The following is a 12,014-nucleotide window of genomic DNA, read 5'->3' on the forward strand; positions in this document are numbered from 1 at the left end:
GGTAGCTTCGGGCACCAAAACACGTCATCTCGCAGCGGCCGGACAGATAAAATTTTGAGGAGCCTTTATGAATTCGACAATGTTACGGGTAACAAATCGCATTATCGAACGGTCGCGTGATACCCGCGCGGCTTACCTCGCAAGGATTAACCAGGCCAAAACCGACACCGTGCATCGTGCGCAACTGGCCTGCGGCAATCTGGCTCACGGTTTCGCGGCCTGTCAGGCCGACGACAAAGCCTCCCTGAAAAGCATGTTGCGCAACAACATCGCCATCATCACCTCCTACAACGATATGTTGTCCGCGCATCAGCCCTACGAACACTACCCGGATATCATTCGCAAAGCGCTGCACAGCGCCAATGCGGTCGGTCAGGTGGCCGGCGGCGTGCCGGCGATGTGCGACGGCGTGACCCAGGGACAGGACGGCATGGAGCTCTCTCTCCTGAGTCGCGAAGTGATCGCCATGTCCGCGGCCATCGGCCTGTCGCATAACATGTTCGATGGCGCGCTCTATCTCGGCGTGTGCGATAAAATTGTGCCCGGACTGACCATGGCGGCGCTCTCATTCGGCCACCTGCCGTCGGTCTTTATTCCCTCCGGTCCGATGGCCAGCGGCCTGCCTAATAAAGAGAAGGTTCGCATTCGCCAGCTGTACGCAGAGGGCAAAGTTGACCGCATGGCGCTGCTGGAGTCCGAAGCCGCTTCTTACCATGCTCCGGGGACCTGTACGTTCTACGGTACGGCAAACACCAACCAGATGGTGGTGGAGTTTATGGGCATGCAGCTGCCGGGATCGTCCTTCGTCCATCCGGATGCCCCGCTGCGGGAAGCGCTGACCGCCGCCGCCGCGCGCCAGGTCACCCGCATGACCGGCAATGGCAACGAGTGGATGCCGTTGGGCAAAATGTTTGACGAAAAAGTGGTGGTTAACGGCATTGTGGCGCTGCTGGCGACCGGCGGTTCCACCAACCACACCATGCACCTGGTGGCGATGGCCCGCGCGGCGGGCATCATCATTAACTGGGATGATTTCTCCGACCTGTCAGACGTGGTGCCGCTGCTGGCGCGCCTCTACCCCAACGGCCCGGCGGATATCAACCATTTCCAGGCGGCGGGCGGCGTTCCGGTTCTGGTGCGCGAGCTGCTGAAAGGCGGCCTGCTGCATGAGGACGTTCACACCGTCGCCGGCTTCGGCCTGTCGCGCTACACCCTCGAGCCGTGGCTCAACAACGGCGAGCTGGACTGGCGGGAAGGCGCGACGGCGCCGCTTGACGATCAGGTCATCGCGACTTTCGAGAAACCGTTCTCCCGTCACGGCGGCACCAAGGTGCTGAGCGGTAACCTCGGCCGTGCGGTCATGAAAACCTCGGCAGTCCCGGTAGAGAACCAGGTGATTGAAGCGCCGGCGGTGGTGTTCGAGAGCCAGCACGACGTGTTGCCGGCCTTTGAAGCGGGTCTGCTGGACAAAGACTGCGTGGTGGTGGTCCGTCATCAGGGGCCAAAAGCGAACGGGATGCCAGAATTACATAAACTTATGCCGCCACTTGGTGTATTATTGGACCGCCGTTTCAAAATAGCGCTGGTGACCGATGGCCGACTCTCTGGCGCCTCCGGTAAAGTCCCGTCAGCCATCCACGTCACGCCTGAAGCCTATGATGGTGGGTTGCTGGCGAAAGTGCGCGATGGCGATCTTATTCGCGTGAACGGGCAGACGGGGGAACTGACGCTGCTGGTGGACGATGCCGAACTGGCGGCGCGTCAGCCGCATATCCCTGACCTCAGCGCGTCGCGCGTAGGAACCGGTCGGGAGATGTTTGGGGCGCTGCGTGAGAAGCTCTCTGGCGCGGAGCAGGGCGCAACCTGCATCACTTTTTAAGACGATTTAATTTCTAGATCTGGCGAGAGAAAATCCTGATGAAAAACTGGAAAACAACAGCAGAAGCAATCCTCACCTCCGGTCCGGTTGTCCCGGTTATCGTAGTGAAAAAGCTGGAACACGCGGTACCGATGGCGAAAGCGCTGGTCGCGGGCGGCGTGCGCGTCCTGGAAGTGACTCTGCGCACCGAGTGCGCCCTGGAGGCGATCCGCGCGATTGCTAAAGAAGTGCCGGACGCGATTGTCGGCGCGGGCACGGTTACCAACGTCGAGCAGCTGAAAGCGGTAACAGAAGCCGGCGCGCAGTTCGCTATCAGCCCGGGGCTGACCGAATCTCTGCTGAAAGCGGCGACCGAAGACGGCACTATTCCGCTGATCCCGGGGATCAGCACCGTCTCCGAGCTGATGCTGGGCATGCAGTACGGTCTGAAAGAGTTTAAATTCTTCCCGGCGGAAGCCAACGGCGGCGTGAAAGCGCTGCAGGCGATTGCTGGTCCGTTCGGTCACATTCGTTTCTGCCCGACCGGCGGTATCTCCCCGGCCAACTACCGTGATTACCTGGCGCTGAACAGCGTGCTGTGCATCGGTGGTTCCTGGCTGGTGCCGGCCGACGCCCTGGAAGCTGGCGACTACGATCGCATCACCACCCTGGCGCGTGAAGCGGTGGAAGGCGCGAAGTAAACCGCGCCTCAAGGTCAACAACCCGGTCAGCGGCAACGCGACCGGGTTTTTTGTTTTTACCCTTCGACGATAACCGCCGCGGCGGCGGTTTTAGCCCGCGCCACGGCCTCTTCCACTGAATCGGCGACGGCGAGGGTCACCCCCAGACGACGGGTGCCGTCAATCTCCGGCTTGCCGAACAGACGCAGCTGCAGGCCAGCTCCGACGGCCGACTGCAGCTGGCCGAAGCTGACGTTCTGGCTGGTCAGCTGCGGAAGGATCACCGCGGAAGCGGCTGGGCCATACTGGCGGATGGCGCCGACGGGCAGCCCAAGAAAGGCGCGAACGTGCAGAGCGAATTCCGAGAGATCCTGCGAAATAAGCGTCACCATTCCGGTGTCGTGCGGGCGCGGGGAGACTTCGCTGAAGATCACCTCGTCGCTGCAAACGAACAGCTCCACGCCGAACAGGCCATGCCCCCCCAGCGCCAGCACTACCTTACGGGCGATATCCTGAGCGCGTTCAAGGGCCAGGTCGCTCATCTGCTGCGGCTGCCAGGATTCACGATAATCGCCATCTTCCTGACGATGGCCGACCGGGGCGCAGAAATGCACGCCATCGACGGCGCTGACGGTGAGCAGGGTGATTTCAAAGTCGAAATTCACCACCCCTTCGACGATCACCCGCCCGGCGCCGGCGCGGCCGCCCTGCTGGGCGTAGCGCCAGGCTTCGCTGAGCTGGTCAGCTGAGCGGATAAAGCTCTGGCCTTTACCGGAGGAGCTCATCACCGGTTTGACGATGCACGGCAAGCCGATCTCCGCGACCGCCGCGCGGAAGGCGTCTTCACTGTCGGCGAAACGGTAGCTGGAGGTGGGGAGCTGCAGCTCTTCTGCCGCCAGACGGCGAATGCCTTCGCGGTTCATGGTGAGCTTCGCTGCCCGCGCCGTGGGGACCACTTTCTGCCCGGCCTGCTCCAGTTCGACCAGGGTATCGGTGGCGATAGCTTCGATCTCCGGCACGATGTAATCAGGTTTTTCCTGTTCGATCAGCGCGCGCAGGCTCTCGCCGTGCAGCATATTGATGACGTGGGCGCGGTGGGCGACCTGCATCGCCGGGGCATCGGGGTAGCGGTCGACGGCGATAGTTTCAATGCCCAGACGCTGACATTCAATGGCGACTTCTTTACCCAGCTCGCCGGAGCCTAACAGCATAACTTTGGTGGCTGCCGGGCGCAGCGCGGTGCCTAATACAGTCATAACTCTCTTCCGCAGTAAAAAAAAGATGCGGTCGATTATAAACGAAAACGTTTGCGTCTGTCTTTACGCGCGTGAGTTGAGTCCGGAAGTGAAATTTGTTATACTGTATAAAAATACAGTATCGAGAGGCTGCAGCATGGCGGTTGAAATTAAATATGTGGTGATCCGCGAAGGTGAGGAAAAAATGTCTTTTGCCAGCAAAAAAGAGGCCGACGCTTACGACAAAATGCTCGATCTGGCAGAGGTGCTGAATGACTGGCTGGTAGCATCTCCGCTGGAAATGGATGATGCCCAGCGCGATACCATGGCGATGTGGCTGGCGGAGCGTAAAGAGGCGCTGCAGCATATCCTGCGCGCCGGCAAACTGCCGGAGCAGGATGCGACTGCGCACGATGCGCCCGCGCCGTCAACGGACGCAGAGGCTACCCCGGCGGAAGATGCCGCCGCGCCGGCTGCCAAAACGCGGAAAGCCAAAGCGGCCTGATGGCTGGCGGTCAGCCACTGGCGGGCTGGCGGGCTGGCGGGCTGGCGGGCTGGCGGGCTGGCGGGCTGGCGGGTTGGCGGGTTGGCGGGTTGGTCGGTTGGTCGGTTGGTCGGTTGGTCGGTTGGTCGGTTGGTCGGCTGAACCCGGTACCGCCGCCGCGCGCACCTTTGCGCATCTTTAGCCATATCTAACATTTCCTGACATCGCGTCGTTTAGGCTGATAACAGTGTTTGTCACCTGAGAGGAAAACCATGGCTAACTGGCTAAATCAACTGCAGTCGCTGCTCGGACAGCAGGGCGCGTCGCCGTCCGGCGAATCGTCAAAAGGGAGCGCCCTGCTGCCCGGCGCCATCGGCGGGCTGGCAGGGCTGTTGGTGGCCAGCAAATCGTCACGCAAGCTGCTGGCGAAATATGGCACCAGCGCGCTGCTGGCTGGCGGTGGGGCAGTGGCGGGTACCGTGTTGTGGAACAAGTATCAGCAGAAAATGCGCGCTCAATACACGCCCGCCCCGACACCAGAGACGGCTGCGGCGCCGGCGGATGTCGATCCGCGCAGCGTGCGGCTGATCACCGCCCTGGTGTTTGCCGCCAAAAGCGATGGGCATATCGACGATCACGAGCGGGCGAAGATTGAAGCCCAGCTTCGGGAGGCCAATATTGACGTTCAGGCCAGGGTGTTGATTGACCAGGCGCTGGCTCAGCCGCTGGATCCGCAGCGTCTCGCCGAGGGCATCGTTGACCCGCAGGAGGCGCTGGAGATCTACTACGTCAGCTGCGCGGTGATCGATATCGACCACTTTATGGAGCGCAGCTATCTCAACGCCCTGGGTGAGGCCCTGGCGTTGCCAAAAGATGTCCGGGCCGACATCGAACAGGATATCCAGTCACAAAAACAGGCGCTAAGCGTTTAAATTATCACGTTTCGCTTGCATCGCCCGCGTCTTTTGCCACCCTTATAGACACGTCATCATTCAGGCGCCACCCTGCGGCCTGAATGCTCTTGTGTCACGAAAAAGCAGCAGAAGAATAACATGCCACCTAAAGCCAAACGGATCCCTCACGCCATGACCTTGCATGGCGATACACGCATCGATAACTATTACTGGCTGCGCGACGATGAACGCGCGCGGCCTGATGTGCTGGAATATCTGCACGCGGAAAACGCCTACGGCAAGCAAGTGATGGATTCGCAGCTCAGCCTGCAGGAGCGTCTGCTGAAAGAGATTATCGACCGCATTCCGCAGCGGGAAGTCTCGGCCCCCTACAGCAAAAACGGCTTTCGCTATCGTCAGGTGTACGAGCCGGGCTGCGAATACGCTATCTACCAGCGCCAGTCGGTGCTGAAAGAGGAGTGGGACGAGTGGGAGATCCTGCTTGATGCCAACCAGCGGGCGGCGAAAAGCGAGTTTTACACCCTGGGCGGGCTGGGCATTGCGCCCAACAACCAGCTGATGGCGGTGGCGGAAGATTATCTCTCCCGCCGCCAGTACGGGCTGCGCTTTTGCGACCTCAGCAACGGCGAGTGGTATCCGGAGACCCTGGAAAATGTCACCTCCGGCTTTGCCTGGAGCAACGATTCACGCTTTGTGTGGTATGTGCGTAAACATCCCACCACGCTGCTTCCTTATCAGGTCTGGCGCCACACCGTCGGGACGCCGGCGCAGAGCGACGCGCTGGTCTATGAGGAAAAAGATGAGACCTTCTACGTCAGCGTGCATAAAACCACATCCCAGCAGTTCGTGGTGATCTATCTCTCCAGCGCCACCACCAGCGAAGTGCTGCTGCTCAACGCCGAATTGCCAGACGCCGAGCCGGTCTGCTTCCTGCCGCGGCGTAAAGATCATGAATATAGCCTCGATCACTATCAGCACGCTTTTTATCTGCGATCCAACCGGGAGGGGAAGAATTTTGGCCTCTACCGTACCGTGCTGCGCGATGAAGAGCAGTGGACCACGCTGATCCCGCCGCGTCACGACGTAATGCTCGAAGGATTTACCCTGTTTACCGACTGGCTGGTCGTCGAGGAGCGTCAGCGCGGCCTGACCAGTTTGCGGCAGATTAACCGCAGGACCCGGGAGGTGGTAGGGATCGCCTTTGACGATCCGGCCTATGTCACCTGGCTTGCCTATAACCCGGAGCCTGAAACGTCGCGCCTGCGCTACGGCTACTCCTCGATGACCACTCCCGACACCCTGTTTGAGCTGGATATGGATACCGGCGAACGACGGGTGATCAAGCAGCAGGAGGTGAAGGGGCTGGACACCCGCTGCTATCAGAGCGAGCACCTGTGGGTAACCGCCCGCGATGGCGTCGAAGTCCCGGTCTCGCTGGTCTATCATCGCGACCATTTTCGTAAAGGGAGCAATCCGCTGCTGGTCTATGGCTATGGCTCGTATGGCGACAGTATCGATGCCGATTTCAGCGCCAGCCGGCTGAGCCTGCTCAACCGGGGCTTTGTCTACGCGATCGCCCACGTTCGCGGCGGCGGCGAGCTGGGCCAGCAGTGGTATGAGGACGGTAAATTCCTGTGTAAGAAAAATACCTTCAACGACTACCTGGACGTCTGCGACGCGCTGCTGGCCCAGGGGTACGGCGACCCGCGGCTCTGCTATGGCATGGGCGGCAGCGCCGGCGGGATGCTGATGGGGGTGGCCGTTAACGAGCGTCCAGAGCTGTTCCACGGCGTAATAGCTCAGGTGCCGTTCGTCGACGTGGTGACCACCATGCTGGATGAGACCATTCCGCTGACGACCGGCGAATTTGAAGAGTGGGGGAACCCGCAGGATGAAACCTATTACCACTACATGAAAAGCTACAGCCCCTACGACGGCGTGAAGGCGCAGGCGTATCCGCATATGCTGGTGACCACCGGGCTGCACGATTCCCAGGTGCAATACTGGGAGCCGGCGAAGTGGGTGGCGAAACTGCGTGAACTGAAAACCGACGATAACCTGCTGCTGCTCTGCACCGATATGGACTCCGGACATGGCGGAAAATCCGGGCGCTTTAAAAGCTATGAGGGGGTGGCGCTGGAGTACGCCTTTTTCATCGCCCTGGCGCAGGGGACACTGCCGGGGAAAGCGGCAGTGTAGGGGCTATTCCCCGAGGTAATGCTTGAGCGTGAGGCGCAGCTCGGGGCTCATGCGGTCGAGATTGTTGAATAACCAGCGCAGATAGCCTGGATCGTTTTCAGCAATCTCGGCGACGGCTTTGCCGCGGTATTTGCCGAAGGTGAAGGTGGTGAGCAGCGCCGGCCGACCGGTGATATCGGCCATTTCGTCAGGCGTCCAGCCGGAAACGTTGATGATATCCAGCAGCAGCGCAGCGGTGATATAGCAGTCATACAGCGCCCGGTGGTGATGCAGCCCCGGCGGCGTGGCCACGTTCAGCTTACGTGATTTATAGAGCCCCATATTGCTGTATTTGATCCCCGGCCACAGCCGGCGGGCCAGCTTCATGGTACAGATCCACTCGCCATGCATCTCCGGTAACACCCGACGATCGAAGCTGGCGTTATGCGCGACATACCACGGGCTGCCATGATAGTGCGGAATAATCTCCTCAATCCACGGCTTATCGGCGACCATCTCTTCGGTAATCCGGTGGATAGCCATCGCCTGCGGGCTGATGGGGCGGTCAGGACGCACCAGATGACTCATGGGATTGGTGATCTGCCCGTCGACAATGTCGACCGAGGCGACTTCAACGATGCCCCCCTGCAGCCCACAGGTTTCGGTATCAATGACGCGCAGCATGGCTCGCTCCAGAGCAAAACAATAAGCGTAAAGCAATTGGCCAGGCTTGCCAACCGACGGCGAGGGGGGAAGTAGGCATTATTTCTGTTTTGGCTCCCAGGGCAGGCGGGACAGCGAGACGGAGGCCAGCCGATGGGCGATCAGTCGTTCGCGGAACCAGTCGCGCAGATGGGCGGGCTGTTCACGCTCGACCAAATCAGCGACCACCGGCATATTATACCGCTCTTTAAAGGCGACGCCGGCGGCGGCGAGATCGACGTTGACTTTATCCATCTCATCTTGCGAAATTTTGGCCAGATTTCTTTCCATCATACACTCCACTCTGCTTGTAAACCCGGTCAGGGCCTGACGCCCGGCTCGACTCTGCCATTATACAGGGTTATTCTCTGTGCTACAGACATAACAAAAGGGAATGACGAATATGCGACTTCTTGCTGGACGCGCGATGCGCCTCTCCGTTTCGTTTGCCGGGCTATTAACCGCGACGGGCGCGCTCGCCCACGCTCACCTGCAGCAGCAGATCCCCGCCGCCGGTGCGCAGCTGGCGGCTTCTCCGCAGACGCTGACGCTCAGTTTCTCCGAAGGCATTGAACCCGCGTTCAGCGGGGTGTCCGTCACCGGTCCGCAGCAGCATGCGGTGGCCACCGGCAAACTGACCCGCAGCGCCGACAACCCCACCCAGGTCACCGTGCCTGTGGCGGAAACCCTGCGGCCGGGAGAATACACTGTGGCATGGCATGTAGTTTCAGTGGATGGCCATAAAACCAAAGGGCAATACACCTTTAGCGTGAAGTAAGCGATGCTGACCGGGCTCTATATTACCCTGCGTTTTGGGCATTTTATCGCCCTGATGCTGGCTTTTGGCTGCGTGCTGTATGGCGCCTGGTGGGCGCCGGTGCCGCTGCGACGCGTACTGATGCTGCGCTTCTATCCGCTGTTGCGCCCGCTGCTGCTGATCGGCGCGCTCTCTACCCTGGCGCTGTATCTGCTGCAGGGGGGGATGATGGGCGAGGGCTGGGCGGATGTCTGGCAACCCGCCGTCTGGCAGGCGGTGGCGGGTACCCGCTTCGGCGGGGTGTGGATCTGGCAGATCCTGCTGGCGTGGATCGCCCTCGCCGTGGTGTGGATCCGTCCCCGCCACGGCGCTCGCCAGCTGGTGGCCCTGCTGGCGGCCCAGCTGCTGCTTTCCGCTGGGGTAGGGCATGCCGCCATGCATGATGGTTTACTCGGCGCCCTGCAGCGGACTAATCATGCTGTCCACCTCTTCTGCGTCGCCAGCTGGTTCGGCGGCCTGTTGCCCTTTATCTATTGCCTGCGCCTGGCGCAGGGGCGCTGGCGGCAGGCCGCGGTCTATACCATGGCGCGCTTTTCACGCTACGGGCATCTGGCCGTCGCCGGCACCCTTGCCAGCGGGGCGATCAATGCGCTGTTGATCCAGGGAGGATTGATTGGCGCATCGCCCTGGGGACGTATGCTGTTGATCAAATGTGCGCTGGTGGCCGGGATGGTGGTAATTGCGTTAGTGAACAGGTATGTTCTGGTACCGCGCATGTCGGCAAGCGGTTCGCGGGCGGAAAGCCTGATCCTGCGAACCACGCAGGCCGAGATAGGGCTGGGCGCGCTGGCGCTGCTGGCCGTCAGCCTGTTTGCCACCTGGGAACCTTATTGAATTAACTGGCAAAATCATGAAAAAAATTGTTCTGACCATGTTGTTACTGGCAAGCTCCGGCGCTGCTCTGGCGGCGCCGCAAATTATCACCGTGAGCCGCTTTGAGGTAGGAAAGGAGAGCTGGGCGTTCAACCGTGAAGAGGTGATGTTGACCTGTCGTCCGGGCAATGCCCTCTACGCTATCAACCCGAGCACCCTGGTCCAGTATCCGCTCAATGAGGTGGCTGAGCAGCAGGTCAAAGCCGGCAAAACCACCGCCCAGCCGATCTCGGTGATCCAGATCGACGATCCGCAGCACCCGGGGCAAAAAATGAGCCTCGCGCCGTTTATCGAGCGCGCGCAGAAGCTCTGCTAGATTTTCGCGCTATCTCGCTGTAATGACATAAAAAAAACCGCCCTTGCCGGACAACTGCAGTGGCGGTTTTTTCGCTAACAGCGCCCTCTTTTCCAGGAATTATTCGGCCACATTGGCCGCAGACTGGAAAAGCTGACGCGTTAAACTATTCTTATAGTGCAAGGCGACTTAGCCTGCATTAATGCCAACTTTTAGCGCACGGCTCTCTCCCAAGAGCCATTTCCCTGGACCGAATACAGGAATCGTATTCGGTCTCTTTTTATCTTAATCTGTCTGCTTTCGCGATGACCAGCGACATCCTGTCAGTCAATCACCAGGCTGGCCTCTGGATGTCCCGTTATAGCACACCGTTTTTAGCATACACAATTCATTTACACACAAATTGCATCCAGCGGAAGAACGATATGAGGAAGGCGGAACCGTAAGCGAGGGGAGAGGAAAAGAAAAAACCTGCACCTAAACAGGCCCGGCGTGCAGGTTAACTGGCGGGCCAACATCGGAAGTCTGCTAGTATACCTATTTGTATGATAAATAGAATAAACAAAACCTTATTGATTTGGCAATTCATGCGATTAGTCGTCCGCGCCCCACGAAATGGCGGCAAATAATATTCAGGGGCGTAGTTTTGGGCAAAAAATATTATTCCGGAACGCTAAAGGTGGGAAATATCTGACTCTCCAGATAGCAGAGTAAAAGCCAAATTTCATCGCTGAAAATAAACCATATACTGCCCAGCAGCACGACCGCCAGAATAATCAGCAGAAAAATTTCGGTTTTACTCATCATGCTAACGACTATCCTATGGCCTGCGGGGACCATGATAGTAGCGAAATAAGAACATAATAAGCAAACGCCGCGTGACGGGGCGGGTTCGCTGCTCGCGAAATTTACTTGCCCGGCAGCGGCTGCGTCAATATTGCCACCTGCTCCGCCAGCTGATCCAGCAGCTGGAATCGACGCCGGTATTCGGCCCGTTTTTTACTGGCGATGCTCTCCAGCGGTTTTCTTTCCAGACGCAGCGGTAGCTGCCAGCGCCAGAGGCTTTCCGGCTTACCGTCGATGGATTGCCAGAACTCGTCATAGCTGGCGTGGAAATGGCGCCCCTTGCTCAGGCGATAGCGCAGGGCGCGGAACACATGGCCGTTATCGCTGACGCCGTAAATCGCCGCGATATGGCTGCGAGCGGCCAGCAGCCAGATAAACTCCAGCAGCAGGCGCTTCGGGAACAGGCCGTAGCAGGCGCGAGTCGCCTGCTTGATCACCTCATGAGAAACGTGGCGTCGCGGTCCCTGTAAACCGCCGATGACCAGCTGCCAGGCGTCGCCCTCCCGGGTCACGCTGAAGGTCGCGCTGGCCAGCAGGGTATGGTCGCTGTCGCGCAGCCATAGGGTGGTTTCACCCTCACGCTCGGCCTTCCCGGCCGAAGAGGCCGAGAGGGTAAACTGGCGTTCATCCTTTCCATTGAGCGTCAGCAACGGGACCTCGCACACCGCGGTCATGGCATGCGCCAGCCGCGACCCGCGCAGGGTATCGACATAGCGATAATGGCTTATGACCGCCATCGCCCGCTGCCAGGCGTTGAGATCGCGCGTCAGATATTGACGGTGCACTTTCCCCGGCAGCGTCGCCTGCGCCGTCAGCAGCTGGTTAAAATCGTCACGAGCGCTCAGCGCCTCCAGCATCGCTTTGGTAGGGCTATAAAATAACGCCGTGCGCAGCAGAAACTTAAAGCGGTAATTTTTCTGCCGCCAGATAGGTGCGGGTGTTAATCTGCCCATCACCAGATCGGCAATGAGATGCGAGCGCGGCGTAAGCACGCTGGATGAATGCAGGCTATTGTCTGTCACGATAAACACCTCGTTGTTATTTCCTGCTATTTTAAAGCGAGGCACTGATAAGCTTAATGCTCTGGCCGACTATATTTGCCGTTTGTTTAAAATCGATTGAGGTGTAAATA

General features: G+C 59.3%; 14 protein-coding genes. 8 read left to right on the plus strand and 6 right to left on the minus strand.

Annotation, left to right across the window (positions count from 1 at the left end; all coding sequences use genetic code 11):
- Positions 1-67 precede the first annotated feature (67 nt).
- Both edd and ABLV04_RS08815 read left to right on the plus strand, forming a co-directional pair.
- Positions 68-1,879 (plus strand): phosphogluconate dehydratase, encoded by a 1,812-nt coding sequence (gene edd / locus ABLV04_RS08810; RefSeq protein ID WP_023290242.1) that lies wholly within the window; start codon positions 68-70, stop codon positions 1,877-1,879.
- Between the two features lie 38 nt (positions 1,880-1,917).
- A complete protein-coding gene (locus tag ABLV04_RS08815) occupies positions 1,918-2,559 on the plus strand; it encodes a bifunctional 4-hydroxy-2-oxoglutarate aldolase/2-dehydro-3-deoxy-phosphogluconate aldolase (protein ID WP_002911423.1) in 642 nt (213 codons plus the stop codon).
- Positions 2,560-2,615: 56 nt separating this feature from the next.
- On the opposite strand, the gene purT is transcribed toward ABLV04_RS08815, so the two are convergent.
- Entirely contained in the window at positions 2,616-3,794 is a 1,179-nt protein-coding gene (gene purT, locus ABLV04_RS08820) for a formate-dependent phosphoribosylglycinamide formyltransferase (RefSeq protein ID WP_348815611.1), read from the minus strand.
- A 136-nt stretch (positions 3,795-3,930) separates the two neighbouring features.
- Here purT and ABLV04_RS08825 point away from each other — a divergent pair, with 136 nt between their 5' ends.
- Positions 3,931-4,278 carry a YebG family protein gene (locus ABLV04_RS08825; protein WP_023290240.1) on the plus strand — a complete coding sequence of 116 codons (348 nt, stop codon included), beginning with the start codon at positions 3,931-3,933 and terminating at the stop codon, positions 4,276-4,278.
- 10 nt (positions 4,279-4,288) lie between these two features.
- On the opposite strand, the gene ABLV04_RS08830 is transcribed toward ABLV04_RS08825, so the two are convergent.
- On the minus strand, positions 4,289-4,453 hold the full coding sequence (locus ABLV04_RS08830) for a hypothetical protein (protein WP_348815613.1): 165 nt from the start codon (positions 4,451-4,453) through the stop codon (positions 4,289-4,291).
- A gap of 76 nt (positions 4,454-4,529) precedes the next feature.
- Here ABLV04_RS08830 and ABLV04_RS08835 point away from each other — a divergent pair, with 76 nt between their 5' ends.
- Positions 4,530-5,189, plus strand: coding sequence for a tellurite resistance TerB family protein (locus tag ABLV04_RS08835; protein ID WP_348815615.1), 660 nt, complete (start codon positions 4,530-4,532; stop codon positions 5,187-5,189).
- A gap of 120 nt (positions 5,190-5,309) precedes the next feature.
- Positions 5,310-7,370 carry an oligopeptidase B gene (gene ptrB / locus ABLV04_RS08840; RefSeq protein WP_048297811.1) on the plus strand — a complete coding sequence of 687 codons (2,061 nt, stop codon included), beginning with the start codon at positions 5,310-5,312 and terminating at the stop codon, positions 7,368-7,370.
- Between the two features lie 3 nt (positions 7,371-7,373).
- On the opposite strand, the gene exoX is transcribed toward ptrB, so the two are convergent.
- Positions 7,374-8,033: an exodeoxyribonuclease X gene (exoX, locus tag ABLV04_RS08845; RefSeq protein ID WP_023290237.1), complete on the minus strand. Its 660-nt coding sequence runs from the start codon at positions 8,031-8,033 to the stop codon at positions 7,374-7,376.
- A 78-nt stretch (positions 8,034-8,111) separates the two neighbouring features.
- A complete protein-coding gene (locus tag ABLV04_RS08850; protein ID WP_002911406.1) occupies positions 8,112-8,342 on the minus strand; it encodes a DNA polymerase III subunit theta in 231 nt (76 codons plus the stop codon).
- A 112-nt stretch (positions 8,343-8,454) separates the two neighbouring features.
- On the opposite strand from ABLV04_RS08850, the gene yobA reads away from it, so the two are divergent.
- Genes yobA through ABLV04_RS08865 form a run of 3 tightly spaced genes read left to right on the plus strand, consistent with a single transcriptional unit; the run spans position 8,455 to position 10,057 of the window.
- Positions 8,455-8,829 (plus strand): CopC domain-containing protein YobA, encoded by a 375-nt coding sequence (gene yobA, locus ABLV04_RS08855; RefSeq protein ID WP_131096029.1) that lies wholly within the window; start codon positions 8,455-8,457, stop codon positions 8,827-8,829.
- A gap of 3 nt (positions 8,830-8,832) precedes the next feature.
- Complete coding sequence (gene copD, locus ABLV04_RS08860) at positions 8,833-9,702, plus strand: copper homeostasis membrane protein CopD (protein WP_135718842.1); 870 nt, start codon at positions 8,833-8,835, stop codon at positions 9,700-9,702.
- Between the two features lie 16 nt (positions 9,703-9,718).
- Entirely contained in the window at positions 9,719-10,057 is a 339-nt protein-coding gene (locus tag ABLV04_RS08865) for a YebY family protein (RefSeq protein ID WP_002911404.1), read from the plus strand.
- A gap of 639 nt (positions 10,058-10,696) precedes the next feature.
- Here ABLV04_RS08865 and ABLV04_RS08870 read toward each other — a convergent pair.
- The gene (locus tag ABLV04_RS08870) at positions 10,697-10,840 is read right to left on the minus strand and encodes an Ecr family regulatory small membrane protein (protein WP_032425946.1); all 144 of its coding nucleotides are present in this window, start codon (positions 10,838-10,840) and stop codon (positions 10,697-10,699) included.
- 104 nt (positions 10,841-10,944) lie between these two features.
- Positions 10,945-11,913: a VirK/YbjX family protein gene (locus ABLV04_RS08875; protein WP_167878524.1), complete on the minus strand. Its 969-nt coding sequence runs from the start codon at positions 11,911-11,913 to the stop codon at positions 10,945-10,947.
- Positions 11,914-12,014: the final 101 nt, after the last annotated feature.

The sequence above is a fragment of the Klebsiella sp. JN_Kp127 genome (assembly GCF_040062505.1).
GTDB classification, from domain to species: domain Bacteria; phylum Pseudomonadota; class Gammaproteobacteria; order Enterobacterales; family Enterobacteriaceae; genus Klebsiella; species Klebsiella quasipneumoniae.

Excerpts from the sequence above, each read along its gene's own strand:
- edd (WP_023290242.1), top strand. The coding sequence starts at position 68 with ATGAATTCGACAATGTTACGGGTAACAAATCGCATTATCGAACGGTCG.
- ABLV04_RS08815 (WP_002911423.1), top strand. The coding sequence starts at position 1,918 with ATGAAAAACTGGAAAACAACAGCAGAAGCAATCCTCACCTCCGGTCCG.
- purT (WP_348815611.1), bottom strand. The coding sequence starts at position 3,794 with ATGACTGTATTAGGCACCGCGCTGCGCCCGGCAGCCACCAAAGTTATG.
- ABLV04_RS08825 (WP_023290240.1), top strand. The coding sequence starts at position 3,931 with ATGGCGGTTGAAATTAAATATGTGGTGATCCGCGAAGGTGAGGAAAAA.
- ABLV04_RS08830 (WP_348815613.1), bottom strand. The coding sequence starts at position 4,453 with ATGCGCAAAGGTGCGCGCGGCGGCGGTACCGGGTTCAGCCGACCAACC.
- ABLV04_RS08835 (WP_348815615.1), top strand. The coding sequence starts at position 4,530 with ATGGCTAACTGGCTAAATCAACTGCAGTCGCTGCTCGGACAGCAGGGC.
- ptrB (WP_048297811.1), top strand. The coding sequence starts at position 5,310 with ATGCCACCTAAAGCCAAACGGATCCCTCACGCCATGACCTTGCATGGC.
- exoX (WP_023290237.1), bottom strand. The coding sequence starts at position 8,033 with ATGCTGCGCGTCATTGATACCGAAACCTGTGGGCTGCAGGGGGGCATC.
- ABLV04_RS08850 (WP_002911406.1), bottom strand. The coding sequence starts at position 8,342 with ATGGAAAGAAATCTGGCCAAAATTTCGCAAGATGAGATGGATAAAGTC.
- yobA (WP_131096029.1), top strand. The coding sequence starts at position 8,455 with ATGCGACTTCTTGCTGGACGCGCGATGCGCCTCTCCGTTTCGTTTGCC.
- copD (WP_135718842.1), top strand. The coding sequence starts at position 8,833 with ATGCTGACCGGGCTCTATATTACCCTGCGTTTTGGGCATTTTATCGCC.
- ABLV04_RS08865 (WP_002911404.1), top strand. The coding sequence starts at position 9,719 with ATGAAAAAAATTGTTCTGACCATGTTGTTACTGGCAAGCTCCGGCGCT.
- ABLV04_RS08870 (WP_032425946.1), bottom strand. The coding sequence starts at position 10,840 with ATGAGTAAAACCGAAATTTTTCTGCTGATTATTCTGGCGGTCGTGCTG.